Annotated in this window: 16 protein-coding genes and 1 pseudogene; 8 read left to right on the forward strand and 9 right to left on the reverse strand. The window is 72.4% G+C overall.

Annotated elements, in window-relative coordinates:
- The first annotated feature begins 325 nt into the window (after positions 1-325).
- Both ACZ6KY_RS26470 and ACZ6KY_RS26475 read left to right on the forward strand, forming a co-directional pair.
- Positions 326-2392 (forward strand): condensation domain-containing protein, encoded by a 2067-nt coding sequence (locus ACZ6KY_RS26470; RefSeq protein ID WP_469312778.1) that lies wholly within the window; start codon positions 326-328, stop codon positions 2390-2392.
- Positions 2393-2850: 458 nt separating this feature from the next.
- Positions 2851-4086, forward strand: a complete 1236-nt coding sequence (locus tag ACZ6KY_RS26475; RefSeq protein WP_469312779.1) for a helix-turn-helix domain-containing protein — start codon at positions 2851-2853, stop codon at positions 4084-4086.
- 57 nt (positions 4087-4143) lie between these two features.
- Here the strand turns inward: ACZ6KY_RS26475 and ACZ6KY_RS26480 are convergent, their stop codons facing one another.
- On the reverse strand, positions 4144-4350 hold the full coding sequence (locus ACZ6KY_RS26480; RefSeq protein WP_469312780.1) for a toxin-antitoxin system HicB family antitoxin: 207 nt from the start codon (positions 4348-4350) through the stop codon (positions 4144-4146).
- On the opposite strand from ACZ6KY_RS26480, the gene ACZ6KY_RS26485 reads away from it, so the two are divergent.
- Positions 4337-5671 (forward strand): RNA-guided endonuclease InsQ/TnpB family protein, encoded by a 1335-nt coding sequence (locus ACZ6KY_RS26485; RefSeq protein WP_469312781.1) that lies wholly within the window; start codon positions 4337-4339, stop codon positions 5669-5671. The two genes, ACZ6KY_RS26480 and ACZ6KY_RS26485, sit on opposite strands and share 14 nt — an antisense overlap.
- Positions 5672-5684: 13 nt before the next feature.
- Here ACZ6KY_RS26485 and ACZ6KY_RS26490 read toward each other — a convergent pair whose 3' ends face one another.
- A complete protein-coding gene (locus ACZ6KY_RS26490; protein ID WP_469312782.1) occupies positions 5685-10457 on the reverse strand; it encodes an AMP-binding protein in 4773 nt (1590 codons plus the stop codon).
- A 299-nt stretch (positions 10458-10756) separates the two neighbouring features.
- Positions 10757-11212 carry a hypothetical protein gene (locus ACZ6KY_RS26495; RefSeq protein ID WP_469312783.1) on the reverse strand — a complete coding sequence of 152 codons (456 nt, stop codon included), beginning with the start codon at positions 11210-11212 and terminating at the stop codon, positions 10757-10759.
- Between the two features lie 399 nt (positions 11213-11611).
- On the opposite strand from ACZ6KY_RS26495, the gene ACZ6KY_RS26500 reads away from it, so the two are divergent.
- The 4 genes from ACZ6KY_RS26500 to ACZ6KY_RS26515 all read left to right on the forward strand — a co-directional run bounded on the left by ACZ6KY_RS26500 (position 11612) and on the right by ACZ6KY_RS26515 (position 15579).
- The gene (locus ACZ6KY_RS26500; RefSeq protein WP_469312784.1) at positions 11612-12865 is read left to right on the forward strand and encodes an aminotransferase class V-fold PLP-dependent enzyme; all 1254 of its coding nucleotides are present in this window, start codon (positions 11612-11614) and stop codon (positions 12863-12865) included.
- 283 nt (positions 12866-13148) lie between these two features.
- A complete protein-coding gene (locus tag ACZ6KY_RS26505; protein ID WP_469312785.1) occupies positions 13149-13610 on the forward strand; it encodes a nuclear transport factor 2 family protein in 462 nt (153 codons plus the stop codon).
- A 287-nt stretch (positions 13611-13897) separates the two neighbouring features.
- Positions 13898-14653 (forward strand): thioesterase II family protein, encoded by a 756-nt coding sequence (locus ACZ6KY_RS26510; RefSeq protein ID WP_469312786.1) that lies wholly within the window; start codon positions 13898-13900, stop codon positions 14651-14653.
- Positions 14650-15579 carry an AfsR/SARP family transcriptional regulator gene (locus tag ACZ6KY_RS26515; RefSeq protein ID WP_469312787.1) on the forward strand — a complete coding sequence of 310 codons (930 nt, stop codon included), beginning with the start codon at positions 14650-14652 and terminating at the stop codon, positions 15577-15579. Before ACZ6KY_RS26510 ends, ACZ6KY_RS26515 begins: the two co-directional genes overlap by 4 nt.
- A 68-nt stretch (positions 15580-15647) precedes the next feature.
- Here the strand turns inward: ACZ6KY_RS26515 and ACZ6KY_RS26520 are convergent, their stop codons facing one another.
- The 3 genes from ACZ6KY_RS26520 to ACZ6KY_RS26530 all read right to left on the reverse strand — a co-directional run bounded on the left by ACZ6KY_RS26520 (position 15648) and on the right by ACZ6KY_RS26530 (position 18847).
- Positions 15648-16307, reverse strand: a complete 660-nt coding sequence (locus tag ACZ6KY_RS26520) for a hypothetical protein (protein WP_469312788.1) — start codon at positions 16305-16307, stop codon at positions 15648-15650.
- Positions 16304-17215 carry an acetylglutamate kinase gene (argB, locus tag ACZ6KY_RS26525; RefSeq protein WP_469312789.1) on the reverse strand — a complete coding sequence of 304 codons (912 nt, stop codon included), beginning with the start codon at positions 17213-17215 and terminating at the stop codon, positions 16304-16306. Before argB ends, ACZ6KY_RS26520 begins: the two co-directional genes overlap by 4 nt.
- Before the next feature lie 279 nt (positions 17216-17494).
- Positions 17495-18847: a lysine N(6)-hydroxylase/L-ornithine N(5)-oxygenase family protein gene (locus ACZ6KY_RS26530; protein WP_469312790.1), complete on the reverse strand. Its 1353-nt coding sequence runs from the start codon at positions 18845-18847 to the stop codon at positions 17495-17497.
- A 525-nt stretch (positions 18848-19372) separates the two neighbouring features.
- On the opposite strand from ACZ6KY_RS26530, the gene ACZ6KY_RS26535 reads away from it, so the two are divergent.
- The gene (locus ACZ6KY_RS26535; RefSeq protein ID WP_469312791.1) at positions 19373-20017 is read left to right on the forward strand and encodes an FMN-binding negative transcriptional regulator; all 645 of its coding nucleotides are present in this window, start codon (positions 19373-19375) and stop codon (positions 20015-20017) included.
- Positions 20018-20045: 28 nt separating this feature from the next.
- Here the strand turns inward: ACZ6KY_RS26535 and ACZ6KY_RS26540 are convergent, their stop codons facing one another.
- From ACZ6KY_RS26540 to ACZ6KY_RS26550, 3 genes and pseudogenes are all read right to left on the reverse strand, one after another.
- Positions 20046-20810 carry an LmbU family transcriptional regulator gene (locus ACZ6KY_RS26540; RefSeq protein ID WP_469312792.1) on the reverse strand — a complete coding sequence of 255 codons (765 nt, stop codon included), beginning with the start codon at positions 20808-20810 and terminating at the stop codon, positions 20046-20048.
- A 313-nt stretch (positions 20811-21123) separates the two neighbouring features.
- Positions 21124-21279, reverse strand: a pseudogene (locus ACZ6KY_RS26545) (ABC transporter permease); the annotation flags it as partial.
- Entirely contained in the window at positions 21276-22241 is a 966-nt protein-coding gene (locus ACZ6KY_RS26550) for an ATP-binding cassette domain-containing protein (protein ID WP_469312793.1), read from the reverse strand. The gene ACZ6KY_RS26550 and the pseudogene ACZ6KY_RS26545, both read right to left, overlap by 4 nt.
- Positions 22242-22255 lie beyond the last annotated feature (14 nt).

The raw sequence follows: 22255 nt of genomic DNA on the forward strand, positions 1-22255 counted from the left end.
CGGCCGATGCCCGGGCGCCGGAAGCAACGGCCGGGCCATGGCCGGGATCGCCGGGCCGGGATCCAGCTGATCGAGGACATCCGGGCGTTCCGCCTGACCGGCTTCGACGTGCCCGGCCGTCTTCGCCCCCGGCGCACCGCCTGAATCGAGGACCGTTCGGGGGCCACTGGAGGAAACGGACGGCCAGGACGCGGCGGAGCTAACGTGACGGGGCTGGGCCCTGGCTCCCTCAGCGCGCGCCGGCCCGCCCAGGCCCGCACGCCGACTTCCCGAGCCGAGGGAGCAATTGCTCGTTCCGTACGGGGGTGTCCGGAAGGGGGAGGCGATGAACAGCGACCGGTCCGCCGGTGTGTGCGCGGTGATCGACCCCGAACAGGGTGACCACGGCACCATGGAACTGCACGGGACGCTGGAGACCGCCTCCTTCCACCGCGCCCTGCACCGCGTCGCGGAGATCCGTCCGGGTGCCCGGCACCCGCAAGCCCGGCTGGTGCGGCACGGACCCGGCCTGCACACCGTCGAACTCCCCGGCGGCGGAGCGTCGGCGCCCGCCGTCGCCGGTCTCCTCGCCGACCTCCTCACCGCAGCCCGCGAGCCCTGCCCCGGTGCCGGGCCGGCCGCCGGACCGGCGGGCCCGCTCTGCCGGACGCTGCCGCGCACCGAGCCGGTCACCCCCCTGCAGCAGCAGCGCCTCGCCGACGCTCTGGCCTGGCCCGGCCACCAGGTCGAGCAAGTCCTCTGGCGCTGGTACGGCCCCCTGGACACCGAACGCTTCGAGGCGGCCTGGCACGCCGTGCGCGAGCGGGAGAGCGTACTGCGCACCGCCTTCGTATGGGACCCGCGGCCGCGTGCCGTCGTCTTCGACCGCGGCTTCACACACATCGTCCGTCACCCTCACGGCACGGTGATCCGGCGCGCGGCACTGGCGGCCCGTGAGCGTGCCCGCGCCTTCGACCTGCGACACCCGGCAGCGGTGCGCCTGGCACTGCTGGACAGCGGCCCCGAAGACACGGCGGCGCCCTTCACCGACGTACTCGTCACCTATCACCGTGCCCTGCTGGACAGCTGGAGCGCGCGGCTGCTGATGCGCGAGTGCTGCCGCGCCTACCTCGCCGACGGGGCACTGCCCGGCGGGGAACGCCGTCCCGACCTCGGCGACTGCGCCCGCCGGCTCGGCTCCCAGGACCCCGGCCCGGCCCACGACTTCTGGCGCGGGCCCGCCCACCGGACCGCCGCGCCCCCGTCAGGACCGGCCCGGTCCGCAGGCAGCGGCGGCACCGGTGTGCTCCGTGCCACCCTGTCCCCGGCCCGCAGCACGCACCTGGCCCACTGGGCGGAGCGCTGGGGCGTCACGGAGAGCAGCGTGCTCCAAGCGGTGTGGGCGCTGCTCCTCTACCGCGCCCGCGGCACCGCGCCCGCTCCCGCGACCGTGGGCTTCGGCCTGGACCTTCCCGGCCGCGGGCTGCTCCTGGAGGGCATCGAGGGCGTCCCCGGCCCGTTCGAGAACGCGCTGCCCGTCACCGTCTGCGTCCACCCGGCACTGGAACTGCCCGGCCTGCTGCGCGCACTGCGCGACCTGGTGATCGACCTGTCCGCCCACGAACGCATCACGGCCGGCGGACCGGCCGCCGCGGGCGGCTCCGGGGCACGGGCCGGCGGCCTGCTCGCCTTCGGCTGCGGCCCGCGACTCGAAGCCGCCTGCGGCGACGAACTCGCCGCGCACGGCATACGCCTCGAGGAACAGGAGGCCGCCGGGGCGCCCGCCGGGTACGCCCTGCGCCTGCGCGCCGGCCACGACGCCCGCCGCGGTCTCGTCCTGACCTGCGTGTACGACCGTGACCTCGTCAACGACGGCGCCGCCCGCACGCTGCTGGCGCACACCGTACGCCTGCTGCGCCTGCTGCCCGCCACGGCCACCGCGACCACCACGGTCGCAGACGCACTGGCCTTGATGCCGGACACGGCCACACCCCGGGTACCGGACGGTCCCGTCACCTGGGACGCGGCGCCCCTCGTGCCGCTGCGCGGCGCGTCGGCGCCCGCGGCGGCCACCGTGTGCCTGATCGACGCCCCGGGCGCGCCGCGTACCGGGCACCGGGAACTGCTACGGCACTACCGAGGACCAGAGGCCCTGACCGCGCTCCCGGTCACCACCGGCCGGCAGGCCGCCCAGGCCGACGTGCTCGCCCGGCTCGCCCGCTCCACCGGCCGGCTGGTCCTCGGCGGGTACTCCGGCGCCGGCGCCCTCGCCTGCGAACTGGCCCGGCAGGTCACCGGACCCGGGGTGCGCCCGCCCCTGGTCGTGATCGGCGGCGACGAACACGATCCGGACGGGCCCCGGCGCCTGGCGAGTGCTCTGCAGCGGGCGAGCGCGTCAGCCGCCCAACCCTGAAACATCCCCTCCGTCTCGTTCACCCGCCCTACCCGCACGATCGCGGGAAAGACCGTTTCTAGGGCCAGTCGATGTCGTCGTCGCACGACGTGCCGTGCATCGGTGCCGGTCGGCCGGCGGGGCCCTTGCGGGCGGCGCGGCGGGCAGGAACCGCGTGTTTCATGGGGACTCCCGTGGACGCGAACGAGGACAGCTCCCGTGAGCGAGGACGGGCCGGTGCGCAGGTACCGCCTCCCGGCGCTTGAGATATTGCCTGCAACCGCTGGAGAACCACTCGAGGAACACCGGACGAATCCATGAGATTCGCACGAACTCCGAGGCACGCCATCTGGCAAAACATTGCCTGCCCCTTGCCCCGACCCCTACGCTCGTTGCGACCCCCGGTGGCACCGGGGCGACGGTGCGCCCGGTCCTGCCCCACGGGCCACCCCCACCCGCCCGTCCCAGGGAATGGTCCTATGCTGCGTCAGCCCGCGTTCGGCCGTCGTCTTCGCAAACTGCGACAGGCCGGCGGGCTGTCCCAGACCGCCCTGGCCGGTGACGGCATGTCCACGGGCTACCTCTCCCGTCTGGAGTCCGGCGCACGCCAGCCCACCGACCGGGCCGTCGCCTATCTCGCCGGACGGCTCGGCCTGGACGCGGCCGACTTCGAGGAACCCGCCGGCGGCTCGCTGGCCCACGCGCTGTCGCTGGTCTCCTCCACCGGTTCCGACGGGGCGATGGAAACGCTGCGCGAAGCTCTGGCGGCCGAGGGACACGAGACGCCGGTGCTGCGCTGGCAGGCGCTGTGGCAACTCGCCGGGCAGCGGCGGGTCCAGGGCGACCACGACGGCGAGCGGGAGTATCTGGACGAACTGGTACAGCTCGGCGAATCGGTCGGGCTGGTCGCCCTGCGGGTCCGCGGCCTGACCCGCTTCGCCCGCTGCCTGCGCACGCTCGGCGAGATCGCCGCCGCCCTCGACGCCGCGATGGCGGCCCACCACCTCGCCCGTGAGGACGACCTCGACGCGGAGGACCGCGCCGCGGTGCTGCTGGCACTGGTCTCGGTGGAGGCCGAGGCGGGCCGGATGCCAGATGCGCGGGCCCACGCCGACGAACTGGTGGAGCTCGTCGCGGGCCGCTCCGACACACTGTGGGCGGAGGCCATGTGGACCGCCGCGGCGGTACGCCTCAGACAGGGCGACCACACCGCCGCGCAGGGCTACCTGGAGGAGGCGCTGGAGAAGTTCAGCAGCCGGGACGACCTCGTGCTGTGGCTGCGCCTGCGGTTCACGGCCAGCCGGCTGTACCTGCAGAAGCAGCCACCCGACCCCCGGGCCGCCGAGCGGTGCCTCACGGACGCCGAGCCCGCACTCGCGTTCGTCGGCACCCCGGGCCTGCGCCAGGACATGCTCGCGCTCAAGGCGGACGTCGCCTTCTCCTGCGCCCGCTACGACGAGGCCCGTGTCCTGCTCGGCGAACTCGCCGAGATGGAGCTGATGATGAGCTACCGGGACCGGGTGCACCTGGACATCCTCCGCAACCAGCTGCGCATCCGCTCCGGTGACCGCAGCGGCGTCCAAGGACTGCGGGACCTGGCCGAGCAGGCCCAGGCCAGTGCCAACATCGACCTGGCCGCGGAGATCTGGCGCATCCTCGCCGAATCCCTGGCGGACTCCGCCACGGAACGCGGCCCGGCCACGTCCGGAGCGTGACCGCCCGGTCCGCAAGGGTCCCTCACCACCTCGTTTCCTTGCAGGGTGTCCCGGCCTTCAGGCCGGGGGTGAATGCGAGCTACTGCGGAGCAGGGCAGGGGCAGAGGAATCGCCGTCAGGGCGATTCGTCGTCGCCTTGACGGCGTCGAGGGCGATCTCGGGCAGGTGCAGGATCTCGGCGTTGAGGGCTGCCCGGTCGGCGGCCGCCCGGGCGGTGAGCCGGGCATGGCGTTCCTTGGGAATGCGAAGCGTGAATTTGAACATTCCGCTGTTATTGCGCTATTACCGTGACGGCATGGCGAAGTTCCGCATGTACCCCACGAGTGCGCAGGAGCAGCAGATGTTGCTGCACTGCGCGCATGCCCGGTACGTGTGGAACCTGGCGGTCGAGCAGCATGCGCACTGGTATCCGGGCCGCAGGTCAGCGCCGGGTTTCGCTGAGCAGTGCCGGCAGCTCACCGAGGCGCGGCGCGAGAGCGAGTGGCTCGGCAGTGGGAACGTGGACGTTCAGCAGCAGGCCCTGAAGGACTTCGCCACGGCGAAGAACGCCCGCTTCACGTCCGGGTTCGGTGAGCCGACGTGGCGTAAGAAGTACCGGCACGAGGGCTTCCGTGTCATCGGCACCGACCGCGTCCCGGAGGTGACCGAGGATGGCTCGCCGAGGCTCAACGCGAAGACCGGCAGGCAGGTCATGGGCCGCTCGGTGGTGGTGCACCGGCTGAACCGGCGGTGGGCGCGGGTCAAGGTGCCCGGCTGTGGCTGGGTCCGCTTCCGCCTCACCCGGCCCGAGCTGCCCCAGGCGAAGACGTTCCGTGTCACCTTGCGCAACGGCCGCTGGCACATCGCCTTCGCGATCGTTCCCGTACCGGTTGCCGCGCCCGGTGCGGGAGAGGTCATCGGTGTCGACCGGGGCGTGAACATCACGGCCGCACTGTCGGACGGGCAAAAGCTGAACTGCCCGCAGCTGACCGTGAAGGAACGCGCGCAGGTCCGTAAACACCAGCGACGTGCCGCACGCGCCCCGAAGGAAAGCGGACACAAGACCGCCGCGTACGCCGAGGTGGCCAGGCTCACAGCGCGTGAGGCCGACCGGCGCAAGGACTGGTGCGAGAAGACCTCGACGATGCTGGCCCGCACCTACCGTCTGGTGCGGTTCGAGAAGCTGAACATCAAGAACATGACCCGCTCGGCCAGCGGAACCACCGAGCAGCCCGGCAGGCAGGTCAGACAGAAGGCCGGACTGAACCGGGCGATCCTCGCCCAGGGCTGGGGCCTGCTCCGCCAACGCACCGAACACAAAGCTCCGGGCCGGGTCGAAGACGTCCCCGCCCCCTACACCAGTCTGCGTTGCAGTGTCTGCGGTTGGATCGACAAGAACTCGCGCAAGAGCCAAGCCGAGTTCGTCTGCTCCTTCTGCGGCTTCACCTGCAACGCGGACACCAACGCAGCCATCAACGTCGCGGCAGGACAGGGTGGGATTCCCCGCCCCCGGCGATCAGCCGGTGCCGGAGGGACGACAGCGGTCACCAGCCGTTCGAGTATCCGTGAACCTCAACCCAACTGGGTTGGAATCCCCCTATCTTAAGAGGGGGAGGATGTCAATCGTACAGATCCTGCGCCTGCGTCTCGTACCAGCCCTTTGGCACCGCGGCCGCCACCGGCCACGCGGCCCGGTGGCCGCTCGCGTCGGCCAGCACCACGAAGGCGGCGGACGCGTCGTCGAACGGGTCGTCGTGGGCCGCAACGTCGAGCACCCGCAGATTGCCGTACTCGTCCAGGCGGGCGGCGCGGCCGGTGCGCCACATGCGGGCGGTCGTGCCGTCCTGACCGCCGAACGGGTCGGGCAGGAACCGCCTGCCGCTCGCTGCGGGCGCCCCGGTGTAGCCCCGGGCCACGCCGGCGCCCGCGATGTAGAGGGATCCGGTCCCGCCCGGGCCCACCGGGCGCAGCCTCGCGTCCAGGAGGTAGGCCCGGTGGCCGGGGGCGGGGCGGGCCGGGGCGCCGGGCACGTGCTCGACGACGAGCCTGGCCTCGGCCCAGCCGCCGCTCACGGTCAGTTCGGTGCCCTCGGTCCGGGCGAGCGACACCAGCGCGCTCAGCACGTCGTCGGCGCCGCCCAGTACCACCCGCGCTCCTTGCCGGCGCAGCCATCCCAGCACCTCGTGCGGCACGTCGCGGGTGAGCGAGCCGTCCGGGACATGCACGCGCGCGCCGTGGACCAGGACGCTCAGCAGCCCGATCGCCGTGTCCCCGTCCGGATAGCCGCGCACCAGCCAGGCCGCGTCGGCCGGCCTCGCCGTGGTGACGGCCTCGTCGCCCACCGCGACGGTGCCGTGCTCGCCGGGCAGCAGCAGGAGCGGGTCGCCGCCGCCCAGCGGCCGGGTCCGGTCGGCCTGCGCCACCGGCCAGTGCCCGGTCGCCGGCCGGCGGCCGGCGACCTCCTCGCGCACCAGCCGGACCGCGCCGGGCACGGCCGGCAGCAGCAGGTCCGCGGTCTCGTCGAGCAGCAGCACCACGGGATGCAGCGACTCGTCGAGGTCCAGCGACGGGTCGGCCGGCAGCAGCGCGGCTCCCGTCTTCGCCACGGCCACCGCGGCCACCGCGAACCCGGCCGGTGAGGACAGCGCGGTCAGCACACAGGTGCCGGGACCGGCCTTGTGCTCGATCAGGGCGTGCGCCAACAGGTCCGAGCGGGCGTCGAGTTCGCCGTAGGCCAAGCCCTCCAGAGCGAGCGCCTCCGGGGTCCGCGCCACCTGCGCCGCGAACAGTGACGCCACGTCCTGCTGCGCGAGCGGCACCTGGGCACCCGCCCACACCCCGCCCCCGGCGGCCGCACCGGGCAGCAGCCCCAGCCGGCTCAGCCGCGCCGTGGGCGCATCGAGGGCCGAGCGCAGTACGGCGGTCAGCTGACCGGGGAAGGAGGCCGCGGCCGTCTCGCCGACCGTCTCGTGGCGGAAGGTGACGGTGACGGCGATACCGGCCGGGTCGCCCGCCGGGCTCTGCCGTTCCGTCAGCGTCAGCCCCAGGTCCGCGGCCGGCACCGCGGGCGTGCAGTGCTCGGCCTGCACGGACAGCCCGGCCGCCTCGAACCGGCCCACGCACTCCTGCACCACGGCCAGCGCGACCCCGCCGGGCAGCGCCGCCAGTGCCGCCTCACCGTCCCGGTACGCGGCCAGGTCCCGCTCGCGGACCCGGCGCAGCAACTCGGTGAAGGCCGGATCGCCCGAGGCGTCGACCGTCAGCGCCAGCACCCGGCCGTAGGGGCCCACGGCCTCGCGCAGCGCGGCCGTGTCCCGCGCCGGCACGGGCGCGGCCACGGTGACCGGGTCCTGCGCACCGAGCCGGCCGAGGAGGGCGACGAGCGCGGCGTGCACCACCATGAACAAGGTGGTGCCCTGCTCGGCGGCCAGCCGCGTGAGCCGCGCGTGCAGTTCCGCGTCCAGGCCGGTCTCCAGGGTGCCGTAGGAGGCGTGGCCGGAGCGCGGCCCGCTGCCCGGCAGTGCGGCGGGCCGCCGATCACCGAAGCGCGCACGGGGCGCCGCGTCCAGCCCGGCAGGGCAGCGGTGCGGGGCGCCACCGGTGGCCCGCGCCCCGTAGGCCCGGGCGAGGTCGGCGGCCAGCGGCACATGGGACCACAGGTCGACCGAGTCGGCGGGCAGGGCCAGTTCCAGCAGGTGGTCGTCCACCGCCAGCGCGCGCAGCCGGGTACCGGCCGAGCCCAGCCGGGAGTTGCGCAGTGACGTATGGCGCCGCCCGAGATCCTCCAGGGCCGCCTCCAGGGCGCGCCGGTCCAGCGGACCGCGCAGCCGCAGCGAGAACTCGCGGCTGTCGCCGGCCGTGTCGCCCGGCCCGATCACCGCCGCGGGCGCGTCGCCGACGAGAGCGGCGAACGCGGCCGGAGTCGGCGCCTCGTACAGCGCCCGGCTGCCCGGGTCGGTGCCCAGAGTCTCGCGGACCCGGGACAGCAGCCGGGCCGCCGCCGACCAGTGGCCGCCGATGCGGAAGAAATCGGACTCGGCGTGCACCCGGTGCCGGGGCAGGCCCACCACCTCGGCGAACAGATCACGGACGATCTCCTGGACCGGCGTGCCGGGCCGGGTGCCCGGGCGGTCGGCGGTGCGGGCGGGTTGTGGCAGGGCCGCGCGGTCCACCGCACCCGCGGCGTCCAGCGGCAGCTCCGCCAGGGTCATCAGCACGGACGGCACCATGTGCTCCGGCAGCCGCTCCTGCAGATGGGCGCGCAGGACGACCTCCAGATCGACGGTGTGCTCGAAGGCGGCCGGAGTGCTGGCGCAGTCCTCCGCCCCGGTGCACTCCGCTGTCCCGTCGCCGCCGTCCGTCCCCGTGCCGGGCGTCGTGTACACGCCCGTCACCACACCTGCGGGCACCTGCGCGGGATCGAGGAGGACGATGTCGAGGAGCTCGGGGCTCTCGCCCCAGGTGGGCAGGGCCCGGTAGCCCAGACGCTCGGCCCTCTCGCACAGTGCCTCCGGGTCGGGGGCGGGCGCGTCCTGCGGCGGCAGGTCGATGCTCTCGCGGGGATCGAAGAGGGACTGCATGGCCGCGTACTCGTCGCACACCCGGCGGTTGGGCACCCCGGCCAGCCGCAGCACGGCAGGACGCGCCGCCGTGAGCCGGTCCACGGCATCCAGGCCACCGGCGACGTCGGTGCCCCAGCGGACGACGGGCGCACCGGAGAGGTCGGCGACCGGCTCGGCGGTGGAGAGCACCACGTCGTAGCGGTAGCGGGTCAGCTCGTTGTGACGCACGCCCCGCTTGACCCGTGCGTCGACCGCGCGCACGGCGGACAGGTCCCGGGCGAGCGCGTCGAACAGGGCGGGGGAGAGCAGCAGTTCGGTCTCCGTGGCGGCCTGATGATCGATGGTGCGGCGCAGCGCCTCCCGGTCGCCCTCGGCGGCACCCGGCCGGGCCAGCGCGATCCCGGTCCGCAGGCAGCGGGCGAGGTCGAGGCTGCGCACATCGCCGAGGAGGAGCGAACCGCCCGGGGCGAGCAGCGGCAGCAACCGCTCGACGACGGTACGCAGACGGACGAGGCCCGGGAAGTACTGGATCACCGAGTTGACGACGATCGTGTCGAAGTGGCCGACGGGCAGTCCACCGGTGTCCTCGGCGCCGCGGCAGTCCAGCCGCACCTTGTCCTTCAGGAACGGATCGGTCTCCACCTGCGCGGTGAGCGCGGCGACGGCGGCGGGGGAGAAGTCGGTGGCCCAGTACTCGTGGACCTCCTCGTCGCGGGCGAGGTGGGCCAGCAGCAGTCCGGTGCCCACACCGATCTCCAGGACCCGGCGGCGCGGCAGCTCCCGTATCCGGTCGACAGTGGCGTACTGCCACTCCCGCAGGTCCTCCAGGGGGATCGGCAGACCGTCGTAACTGCTGTTCCAGCCGGTGAAGTCGTCGCCCGGCTCGCGCAGCGCGGCGTCGGCGTGCAGCGCTTCGTGGATCTCCTTCCACCGGGCGATCTGCGCGTCCTCATCGCCGGCCGCCGGAGCCGCGGCGGCCGGCACCACATGGGCCACCAGCCGTCGGTCGCCGTCCTCGCACTCGCGCAGGGAAACCGCGGCGGCGGACACCGCCGGGTGCGCGCTCAGCACCGCCTCGACCTCACCGAGTCCGAAGCGCCGGCCGCACAGCTCGACCCGGTCGTCCGTCCGTCCGGCGAGCTGCCGCCCACCGTCCTCGCCCGGGCGGCCGACCAGCCGGTCGCCCGACGCCAGGGCGGTCCACACCCCGAAGGCGACCGCCTCGAAGGCCGGGTCGGCAACAGCCCGGGCCGCCATGCCGTCAGGGTCCGGCCGCGGGCAGCCGGTGGAGCGCACGAGGTCCAGCACCGCGCGGTGCGGTACGACGATGCCCTCGGGGGCACCGGTGGTGCCGGAGGGGTAGCAGACGCACAGGGTGTCGTCCGGGCCGGTGCTCCGCTCGGGCAGGGCGTCGGCGCGCCGGGTGATCTCGGGCGCTTCGGCGTCCAGCGCGAGGACCACCGTGTCCAGGCCCGTGTAGTCCGCGGCGTCCGTGCTGTCGGTCAGCACTGCGGCGGCCGCGCTGTCGCGCACGATCAGCCGGCGCCGCTCGGCCCGGTCGGCGGGGTCGACCGGGACATAGGCCGCTTCGGCCCGCACGATCCCGAGGAACGCGGTCACCGTCTCCGGGCCCGACCGCAGCGAGGTCACCACCCGGTCGCCACGGCCGATGCCGCGGGCCCGCAGGTGGGCGGCGAGACGGTTGGCCGCGCGGTCCAGTTCCCGGTAGGTGAGGCGGCCGCCACGGCCGTCGGCCTGGTGGGGGTGATGCACCGCGACCGCGTCGGGGTGTACCTGGGCCTGCTGCTCGATGAGGTCGGAGATGGACATCGGGTACCCGCTCCTTGGTGACAGCGCCTTCCGGCTTGGCAAAAAGTTGCCTGAATATTGGCAAGAGTTACCTGAGGTGGCGTCCTGAAGTGGTCGAGCGGTGCTGGAGTCGCTGGTGGCGAGGGGGTGTTGTCGCCAGAGCGAAAGGCGCGGGTTGCCAAGGCGCACGGATCGGGTGATCGACCGACGATCATCCGGACGTCCTGCGTAAGGACTTCGCCCCGAAAACGCCGAAGCCCCCGCTGGGCATGGCTGCCTGCGGGGGCGTCACGGGGCGGGCACGGCTGCCCAGACGTGGATCAGACGCTGGCGACGGCCGGGGCGGTGGGCCAGTTGATGTCGCCGGCCTGGACGGCGGTGGGGGCGACGGGCCAGCGGGTGTCGGCCTGGACGGCGGTGGGGGCGACGGGCCAGTTGGTGTCGGCCTGGACGACGGCCGGGGCGGTGGGCCAGTTGATGTCGCCGGCCTGGATGGCGGTGGGGGCGACGGGCCAGTTGGTGTCGGCCTGGACGGCGGCCGGGGTGGTGGGCCAGTTGATGTCGCCGGCCTGGATGGCGGTGGGGGCGACGGGCCAGCGGGTGTCGGCCTGGACGGCGGTGGGGGCGGTGGGCCAGTTGATGTCGCCGGCCTGGACCGTGGAAGCCGTCTTCGCCGTCGTCGGCCAGCCGATCGCATTCGCGGCGGTGGCGTCGGCGGCGGCGGCGAAGGCGGTGAGGGCGGTGGCGGCGATGGCGATGCGGGCGATGCGGTTCATGGCGGGCTCCTCTGTGTCAATTTCGTTTTCGTTGCTTGGCAACCTTCTGCCAAGAAGATTGGCAACAAAGGCTCGCAAATCGGTCGTGAATGGGTCGATTCGGACTCAAGGTGCACGCCAGGAGCGCTTCAAGGGGTGGCTCAATGCGGCGGAGTTGCCTAGAAAAAGCCGCTCTGAGCTGCGGAAACAGGGATTCTTGGCAAAGCTGGAAATGCTCTGGCAACGCTTGGCAATTCCTGGGGGACCAGGCTGGACGCGGTCGAGATCCCTGCCATCGATCCCGTACTAGAGCCACGCCTGAACCGGTGTTGCCCGAGGTTGTCAAACCTACGACAGGCAAGGCAATCTGTTGCCACGAACTAGGCAATCATTTGCCACGCCTGTGGGAGGAGGCCTGAAGTGAACGAGAAATCCCACGATGACCGCAGGATCCACCTCGACCCGGCCGGCGCGGGCCGCATGCCCGCCGCCGTACGGGCGGTCCTCACCGAGTGGACGCGCTTCGAGGACCGCTACGGCCCGTACGAGCTGGACGAACGCCTCGACGACGTCCTGCACCGGGAGATCCACCAGCGGCTGGCCGCCCGGCTCGGCGTGCTGCCCGAGGACACCTTCCTGTGCACCGGCGCCGCCGACGCGTTCGCTGCCGTGCTGTCCAGGCTGCCGCTCGGCCCGCGCGACCGCGTCTGGACGACTCCCTACGAGTCGGCCGCCAACCTCAGCGCCGTCTTCGCGCTGCGCGCGCGCACCGGCTGCCGGCTGGAGGTCGTACCGCTGCGCCCCGACGGCGACCTCGACCTGGAGTGGATGGCACGGCACATCGGCGACAACGTCGCCCTCGTCTGTGTTCCGTATGTCCCCTCGGGCTGCGGCATCGTCCAGCCCGTCGAGGACATCGGGCGCATCCTCGCCCCGCACCGCTGCCTGTACGCCGTCGACGCCTCGTACGCGGTGGGCCAGCTTCCCGTGGACGTCGCCCGCATCGGCTGCCACCTCCTCACCGTGGACGGCTGGAGGTTCCTGCGCGGCCCGCACGCGGCCGGATTCGCCGCCGTGGCACCGCGGTTGCGTGAGGCGCTGGCCCCGCATGGCGGTCCGCCCCTCGTGCCGCCGCACGGCGCCGCGGCCGCCGCGCTGAACGAGGCCCTGGCCCTGCACACGGCCGTGTCCCCGCGCAACGACCTCGCCGCCGGCCTGCGTGCCGCCGTCCAGGACACGGCCGGCACCGAACTGATCGCCCCCGGACGCCTCCAGAGCGGCATCGTCACCTTCCGGCACGAGAACGTGCCGGCCGCGCTGGTGCGCCGCCGGCTCGCGGACCGCGGAGTGGTCGTGGGGAAGACGGTCGCCGAGGAGGTCCCGCTGTACCTGCCGAAGCTCGGTGTCGTCACGGCCGTGCGAGCGTCCGTCCACCACGACAACTCGGCCGAGGACATCGAGCTGTTCGCCGACACCCTCAAGGACGCCGTGACCGGGACACGTCCGCTTCCCGCGCCCGCCCGGCACCCGCGGCCTGCCGCACCGGCGCCGCACGCCGTGCCGTCCCGGCCGGCGGCGGCCGGGACCCCGCACGGGCCGGCGGCCGGCCGGCGGCACCTGACTCTGGTGCCGGGCCGGCCGCGGGACACCGGCCTGCTCCGACCCGGGGCTTGAGCGGCACGCGGACCGGCCGGTGCGGACGCGAACGCCCCTCTGACGTCCGTCACCGGCCCCCGGCCCGGGCGCACGCATGGTCCGGTGCGGCCGCGGGGGAGACACGGACCGGCAGGAGCCCGGGGAACGGACCGGCGCGCAGGAGCGCTTGAGGCGGTTTTGAAAGATGCTCGATCGCAGCCTCGAAGACTGTCCGTACCGAATGCGGATCGCGGGGAGACCCCGGGATCCGCCCCCGATGTCCCCCACCCCGAGGACGCGGACCAAAGCGGAGGCTTGTGGCATGACCGTCGAGCTTGTGGGCACCGCCGAACGCACCCTGCCCGGCCGGGAGTTCGCCGCCCTGTACGCGCAGGCGCAGCGGTTCTACGCACACCAGATGCGGCTTCTGGACGCCCACGACACCCAGTCCTGGGCCGAGACCTTCGCCGAGGACGCCCTTCTGCAGCTGCTGTCCCTGCCCGGGCCGGTGCGGGCGCGCGCGGGACTGGACGGCTACGTGCGGGCCGGCGCGGCACGGCAGCGGCGGGCCGACAGCTGCCTCCACCACTGGGTCGGCATGCTCGACGTACAGCCGCAGGCGGACGGGTCGCTGCACACCCGCTGCTCGGCGCTGGTGTACGTCACGCCGAGCCAGGGCGGCCCCAAGGTGCTGTACGTGTGCGTCATGGAGGACGTCCTGGTCCGCTTCGCAGACGAGTGGCGTATCGCGCACCGCAGGGTGACCCGCGACGACCTGGCCTGAGCCCGGAACCTGCTGCAACTGAGCTCGAAGTTCCGTACAAAGTACGGGACTTGGGGTCGGATCCTGCCTAGGGTCGTGCTTGCGCATCTCCTCCCCGCCCGCGCCCGCCCGCCGACTTCGACGAGGGCGGGCGCGTCGACGCACGAGGGAAAGTCCACGAGGACTCGAGAGCGGTTCGAGGCCCGCTCATGACGGCGGGCGCTGCGGGCGGGACGCCGATATCCTCGTCATTCCCCTGGTTCGGGGCGTCGTGCCGGACGCCGGAACGTCTCGTTGATGGAGTCCCCATGCAGAAGGCGGAAGAGCCGAAGCTGCGCCTGTTCGTGTTCCACCACTCCGGCGGTTCGCATCTGGCGTACCGAGACTGGCCGTCCTGCTTCCCGGCCGGCTGGGACGTGCAGGCACCCGACGCCCCGGGCCGCGGCCCACGCGACCGGCGCCCTGCACTGACCGACGCGGGCGCCCTGCTCGACCACTTCCTGCACGAGCTGGACACCCGGCTGACGGGCCACTACGCGTTCTTCGGGCACAGCATGGGCGGACTCGTCGCCTACGAACTGACCCGCCGTCTCCTCGACATGGGCCGCACGCCGCCGGTCTGGCTCGGCGTGTCCGCGCGCGGCACGCTGCACCCCGACGGGGACCCCGTGCGCCGGCACCTGCTGACCGACGCGGAACTGCGTCACGAACTGGCGACGATGGGCGGCACACCGTCCGAGGTCATGGACCACGACGAGCTGTGGGAGCTGTTCGAGCCGACCATCCGCGCCGACCTGCGCATGAGCGAGACCTGGCGCACCACGCCCCTCACCGCGCCGCTGCCGGTGCCCCTCTCGGTGTTCGGCGGCACCCGGGACCAGGTGGCGCCGCCGCACCGCCTGGACGGCTGGGCCGACGCCACCGAGCACTTCCTCGGCCGGCATCTGTTCGACGGCGGCCACTTCTACTTCCAGGACCACCTCCCCGAGGTCGTCCGGCAGATCCAGGACGACGTGCGCCGCGCCCTGCTGACCGCCCGCGCGCCGTCCGCGGGGGCGCGATGACCGTCCTCGACCTCGCCGCACCGGCCCGCGTGCGGACCGAGGTGACCGAGGTGACCGAGTTCCGGCTGCTCGGTCCGGTGGTCGTGTACGACCGGGGGACCGGGACGCGCATCGTGCCCTCCGGTCCCAAACAGCGGGCTCTGCTCGCCACCTTGGTCGCCCACGCGGGCGAACAGCTGTCCGCGGACCGCTTGGTGGAGGAGCTGTGGGGCGACCGGCCCCCCGCCAACGCGCCGAGCGCTCTGCACACCCACGTCGCCCGGCTGCGCCGACTGCTGCCCCCGGGGCACGAGTGGATCAGCACTCTGCCCACCGGCTACCTGCTGAGCCTGGGGCGGGCCTCGACCGACGTGGCCCGCTTCACCCGTCTGTCCGGCCAGGGCAGGGCGGCTGCCCCCCAGGACCCCCGGTACGCGACCCGGCTCCTCGACCAGGCGCTCGCGCTGTGGCAGGGGACCGCCCTGCAGGACAGCTGTCACGGCCCCCTGTGCACGGCCGAGGCGGACCGCCTCGAGGAGCAGCGCCTCACCGCTCTGGAAGCCTTGTACGAGGCGAGCCTGAACTGCGCCAGACATGCCGAGATCGTCTGTGACCTGGAACGGTTCACCGCCGCCCATCCGCTGCGCGAGCGCCCCTACGACCTGCTGATGGTCGCCCTGTACCGGTGCGGCCGTCAGTCGGAGGCTCTCGGCGTCTACGAACGCGCGCGCCGCCGTCTGGTCGGCACGCTCGGCGTGGAACCGGGCCCGGCGCTGCGGTGCCGCCTGCAGGCGATCCTCAACCACTGCCCCACGCTGACGGCATCGCGTCCGCGCCATCCGGACCTGGCGGCAGAGGTGGCGCGTCTCCAGGACCGGATCGACCAGCTGGTTCGGGACCAGACGGACTTGCTGCGCAGAGTTCGGGAACAGGACGCGGGCCGCTGACGCCGGGGCCGCCACCGCCCGGTGCCCGGTGATCCGGCGCATCGGGCCGGCAGCGGTTTGCCGGAGGTTCAGAGCAGACCGGTGAACGCGGCGAAGACGTCGTCGAGTTCGTTTGTGTGCACGGTGAGCGACTCGGGTGCGAGCGCTTTCGCGTCGAGGACCGCGAGCACGGCCCGCAGCGTCTCGACGCCGGCGTCCGCGGGGACCTGGAGGGTGAGCGTCTCGGGGTCGCTCCACGCGCCGTCGAAGCAGGCGCCGGCACGGTCGAGCGCGATCGCGTCGGCGAACCGCAGGCGGACGACGGCGGCGGGCGGGTCGTTGCGGGGCTCGGGCCACGTACCGCCGTCGCCGGGCTCGGGGACCGCGACCGGCTGGTTCGGCCCGGGTTCCCGGTAGGCCGGCAGGAGGCTCAGGTTGGAGCGGGCCGGGGGCGCCGCGTATTCGGGCCCGTCGAAGCAGAGCTCGCCACCGGTTCCGTACCCGTCCGGTTCGTTGCCGTCGTGCCACGTGTGCGCCTCGGTCAGGGCGGTCAGCAGGATGGACCTGGCTTTTGGTGACAGAGATGCGGCGAGACGGCGGGCGCACTCCTGGGCCTCGTCCGCGTCGGTCCCGGCCGCGGTGACCAACTCGTGGACGAGGACCGCCGGCTGCGGGGCGTGCCCGGCGCCCGGCGGCCGGCGGAGAGTGTCCGCCGGCCCGGCGGCTTGCGGTTGCCATCGCTCGTTCACGGCAGGACCTCCTGCTCGTCGTCCGGGTCCGGCACGATCACCGTCCCGATCCTGTCGTCGGTGAACATCTCCAGGAGGACCGAGTGCGGGATCCGCCCGTCGATCACCCGGGCCGTGCCCACCCCGCCCCGCACGGCTTCCAGGCAGCCGGTCATCTTGGGCACCATGCCGTCGTTCAGCTCCGGCAGGAGCTTCTCCAGCTCGCCGGCCGTCAGCCGCGGGATGACCTCGGTACTGTGCGGCCAGCCCGCGCACAGCCCCGCGACGTCCGTCAGCATGACGAGCGTCTCGGCCTGCAGCGCGGTCGCGAGCGCCGCCGCCACGGTGTCGGCGTTGACGTTGTAGACCAGGCCGTCCTCGGTGCTGCGGGCGAGCGGCGAGACCACCGGGATCCGGCCGCTCGCCAGCAGGCCCTCCAGGGTGCCGGTGTCCACGCCGGTGATCTCGCCGACCCTGCCGACGTCGACGGGTTCCCCGTCGATCCACGGCACGTGCCGTACCGCGGTGAGGGTGTCCGCGTCCTCGCCGGTCATACCGACGGCGAGCGGGCCGTGCCGGTTGATCAGCCCGACCAGTTCGCGCTGTACCTGGCCGGCGAGGACCATGCGCACCACGTCCATCGCCTCCGGCGGGGTGACGCGCAGGCCTGCTCTGAACTCGCCCTTCATGCCACGGCGTTCGAGCTCGGCGTTGATCTGCGGGCCGCCTCCGTGGACCACCACGGGCCGCAGCCCGGCGTAGCGCAGGAAGGCGATGTCGCGGGCGAAGGACGCCGTGAGGTCCTCGTCGACCATGGCGTGTCCGCCCAGCTTGATGACGACCGTCCGGCCCTGGTGGCGGGCCAGCCACGGCAGGGCGTCGCCTAGGGACTGGGCCTTGACCTGGGCCTGGTGCACGCTGACGGTCATGAAACCCTCACCCGCCGAACGAGGCCGCCGACCGGGAAGTTGGCGCTCATTGGGTCACGACTCCTTCTGTGGGGGACCCCGGCCAGGGGCTGGGCCCCATGTCCGGTGGACATGCGCTGGAAAACTGCACGAGAGAACTTGGCTGGGATGCGGGTTCTTGGGACGGTGAACACCGGTCGGCCCGAGGGGTGTGCCCGCCGCGGTCGTCGCGCGCGGGTTCTCGAGTGTCCTGCCGCGGGGTCACGTCCTGTCAACGGGACAGTGGCTCGGCCTGCGGCTTCAGGCGGCCGAGCGGGCGGTCTGCACGGGGCGGGTACGGCTCAGCTCCCGTTCGGTGCGCCGCAGCACGATCGAATCGGCGATCTCGCCGCTGCGGACCGCGATGTTCGACAGCAGGGCCGAGGACAGGCCATGGGTGTGCTCGGTGCCGCCCTGGAGGTAGACCCCGCTGGTCAGCCCTGATCCGCTGACGAGGCGGTAGTCGCGTTCCACCTGGTGCCTGCCCGCCGCGTCACGCAGGAAGTGCCGGTCGAAGTCGCCGAGCAGGCGGGCGGGGTCCAGACCGTCGTAGCCGGTGGCGAACACCAGCGCGTCGACGGCGAGTTCCTCCGTCCCGTCGTCGAGCAGCGAGCGCAGGGTCACCCGTGTCTCGCTGCCGGCGCGCTTGACGTCGGTGACCCGGGTGAGATTGCGGAAGTGCAGCCGCCGGCTGTCACGCACCCGCTCGTCGTAGGAACGCCGGTACAGGTCCCGGATGACGTCGGAGTCGACCACCGAGTAGTTGGTGTTGCGGTGGTAGCGCCAGAACGCGTCCCGCGCCTGCTCGGTTCCGAAGTAGTGGTCGTCGACCGCGCCGGGGTCGAACACCTGGTTGGCGAAAGGCGTGTCGTCGGCGATGGCGTAGCCGTAGGACGGAACGACCGCGGAGACCTGGGCGTGCGGCAGCGAGTCGTGGAAGAACCGGACGATCTCGGCCGCGCTCTGTCCGGCACCGACCACCGCCACGCTCTTGAGGTCCTCGGGGTCCTGCGCGTTGAACCTGCTGAGGAACTCCGAGCTGTGCCACACCCGCTCGTCGGACGTCAGGCCGTCCGGCATGCGCGGCACCAGACCGGTGGAGATGACGACGTTGCGGGCGGTGACCACGCGGGTGGTGCCGTCGCTGCCGCGCACCTCGATCTCGAGGAGACCGGACTGTGGGGCTCCGGCTTCGGCGACGGGCCGGATCGAGGTGACCTCGGTGCCGTAGGTGACGCGGTCGCTCAAGGCGGCGGCCGCCCACTCCAGATACTGGTGGAACTCCTGGCGGGTGGGGAAGAAGTCCTGGTTGTTCACGAACTGCACCAGCCGGTCGGAGGCGTGCAGGTACGAGACGAAGCTGTAGCGGGACAGCGGATTCCTGTACGTCGCCAGGTCCTTGAGGAACGAGATCTGCATGGTCGTCGACGGCAGCAGCATGTTCCGGTGCCAGCCGAAGGCGGGCTGCCGCTCGAAGAAGTGGGCGGTGACCGGATGCCGCGGAGTGCTCGCCCCGTGTTCTTCCAGAGCGATTGCGAGCGACAGGTTGGACGGGCCGAACCCGATACCGACCACGTCGTAGACCTCTTCGCTCCGCCTGCCCGTTGTCTCCATGTGAATGCTCCCGATGCGTCTGGAAATCGACCGGTGGCTCACAGCGCCTTCCGGCTTGGCAAAACCTTGCCATGATGTTGGCAACTTGATCCTGAGATCTGGTCTCGTCGCACTGGAGTGGTGGCGGAGTCGCTGGTGAGAGAGGTGATTTCTCTGCGCCACGGTGGAGGAAACCTTGCCAGGGGCCGCTGTGTGCGCTGTGCGCCGTGCTCATGGTGGCGCTCGTCGGCACCGCGTTCATGCCGGCATCGGCGTGGTGCCGGCCGGGCGGAAGGCGTCCGCCGCCCCGCAGCTCCGGGAGGCGGAAGGCGCCGGGGCGGACGACGTGCCCCGGGGCGGGCGTGAAAAGCGAAAAAAGAGAGAGTGTTCCCGGAGCATTTCTCGAAGAAAAGTCGAAGACCGCTGGAAAGCTCCTTCAGAACTTCTCCAGGAGTGCGAAATGTGGAAGCATTGTCCTGGCGGCGGGACGGCCGTATGGTCGGCTGGGATCCTCGAAACAAACCATTTCCGAAAAGGAGAATGCGAATGTTTGTGCCCAGCTTTTACCGCGAGCCGAATAATTCCTGGAAGGCGGATCTGATCCGCGACAACCCATTGGCTCTCGCGGTGACGAACGGCAGTCCCGAGGACGGTCCCTTCGCCACACACCTGCCGGTCATCTTCGACCCCGAGGCGTCCGGCGACGCCGACGGCGAGCTGACGGGAGCCACACTGCTCGGGCACCTGAACCGGGCCAACCCGCACTGGGCGGCTCTGCAGTCGGGCAGCGTGCTCCTGCTGACGTTCACCGGCCCGCACTCGTACGTCTCACCCACGGTGTACGAGAAGACTCCGGCCGCCCCGACCTGGAACTTCACCGCGGTGCACGTCCGGGGCGTGGTGGAGAAGATCGACTCCACGGAGGAGACGCTGGGCGTGGTGCAGTCCACCGTGCGTGCCTTCGAGGGGGCCTTCGGCGACGGCTGGGACATGACCGACTCGCTCGGCTACTTCCGCAAGATCGTGCCCGCGGTCGGAGCCTTCCGGTTCACGGTCACGGGCGCCGAGGGCATGTTCAAGCTCAGCCAGGAGCAGCCGGACGAGGTGCGCGAGCGGGTGCGGACGTCGTTCGGGCAGAGCGGGTGCACGTACAGGCGCGAGGTCGCCGGGCTGATGAACCGCCTGCCGTGAGACGCCGGTGGCCTCGGCGCCGGGAACGTCAGGCGCTGATGGCCACCGGCCGGGTCCGCTGCCCGGCGAGCCGCTTCATGTCCTGCACGCCTTTGAGTTCGGCGACCTCGGGGTGCTCCGCCGACGTACCGATCGCCTCCAGGGCGGTCGCGGCCGCGCTGTCCAGCGTGGCCGTCACCCACTGCTCGAAGTCCACGCCCAGCAGCTGCGCGGCCTGGTGCCACCATTCCAGCCGGCTGCCCGGAACCTCCAGACGCCGGCTCGGCTCGGCGGGAGCGGCCGGCTGCTGCTCGCCCTGGCGCGCGGCACGCAGGGCGGTCCGCAACTGCTTGGTGGTCCACTGCCGCTGCTCGGCGCGGTCGAGCCACAGCTCCTGCTCCGAGAGCGGCATGGAGGCCAGCTCGGCATGGTGCTGGAAGCTCAGGGCGGCACGGCGCCGGGTGAGGTCGAAACGCCGCGAGACCCACGCGTAGTTGCGCAGGGTCTGGTACGACAGCCCGGCCGCGCGTATACCGCGCTGGTAGCGGTCGGTGTAGTGGTCCTTGCCGTACACCATCCAGTCGCCCAGCCACCAGGAGGACGAGTCGAGGACGTCGGCGAGCTGCCGCCCGGCCCGCTCCCACTCGTCGTAGGCCATTTTGGCCGGCATCTGCAGGCCCACCCTGGTCGTCAGCACCGGAACCCGGCGCGGTCCGGGCACCGAGGCGCGCGCCTGCCGCGGCGTCACCTGCGGAACGGCGGCCGCCGTGTCGCCGTGCGCTGCCGCGGTCTGTCCGGCCCGATGCGCCATCATGCCTCCTGAGAACGGTGCATATAACCGTCGATAAGCGTCGCAGCACAGTCTGGGGTGGCACCGGAGCGGCACTCGAACCGTTGCAGGCCGAACTTCTTTGTCGAATGGCACCCGCATTTCCCGCCGAGAAATGCGGCAGTCGCAGATCGGCCGCGCGAGCGTCGGAAAGGGAATCGGCGGGCGGGTTCTTTTACGGCGGAAGGGGCGGCGTACTGCGGCTTGGCGCCGGTGTGTACGCCGTCCTGGGCGGAACGAGGATGCGGGAGGCCGCCCGCCGCGCATGGCGTCAGTTCGCGTCCTGGTCGAACTTCGAGGCCGACCAGAAGTCGCCGAAAATGTAGACGAACAGCAGCAGCATCACCGGGGTGAGCAGCAGGTTCAGGGTCAGCGAGGGATAGCGGCGGGCGTGCAGCAGGTTGCGGCGCAGCATGGTGGAGGAGTCGCGCACGGCGAGGGAGAGGGAACTCATCGCAGGGTCTCCTTGGGCTGGTTGGGCTGGCCGGGCAGCTTGCCGTTGCCGGTGAGGGCGAAGAACACGTCGTCGAGGTCGGGGGTGTGCACGGTCAGCTCGTCCGCCTCGATGCTGACCGCGGCCAGCCAGTCGAGGATGGAGTGCAGCTCCTGCTGGGTGCCGTCGCTGACGATCTTCAGTACCAGCGCCTCGTCGTCCCGGGTGGCCCCGCGCAGCGCGGAGGCGGCGCAGCGGTACGCGACGGGGTCGGTGAAGCGGAGCCGCACGTGCCCGCCCGGGATGAGCTGTTTCAGCTCCGAGGCGGTGCCCTCGGCGGCGATCTTGCCGTTGTTCAGCAAGGCGATGCGGCCGGCGAGCTGGTCGGCCTCCTCCAGGTACTGGGTGGTGAGGAAGACGGTGGTACCGCCGGCGACAAGCTCGCGGACGATGCCCCACATGGTGTGGCGGGAGCGGGGGTCCAGGCCGGTGGTCGGCTCGTCGAGGAAGATGATCCGCGGGCTGCCGACCAGGGTCATGGCGATGTCCAGGCGGCGCTTCATACCGCCGGAGTAGGCGGAGGCGGGCTTCTTCGCGGCCTCGACCAGGTCGAAGCGCTCCAGAAGAGCGGCGGCGACCCGCCGTCCCTCGGCCTTGGACAGATGGTGCAGGTCCGCCATGAGGAGCATGTTCTCCTCGCCGGTGATCAGGTTGTCGACGGCGGAGAACTGCCCGGTGACGCCGATCGCGGCGCGTACGGCCTGCGGGTCGGCGGCGAGGTCGTGGCCGCCGACCCGCAGCTCGCCGGCGTCGGCGCGAACGAGGGTGGAGAGGACGTTGACGGCGGTGGTCTTGCCGGCGCCGTTCGGGCCGAGCAGGGAGAAGACCGTTCCTTCCGGGACGGCCAGGTCGATGCCGTCGAGCACGACCTTGTCGCCGTAGGACTTGCGCAGCCCGTGCGCCGCGATGGCCAAAGCGCTCATGAGGGGTGCTCCTT

Source organism: Streptomyces sp. NPDC042002 (assembly GCF_055588305.1).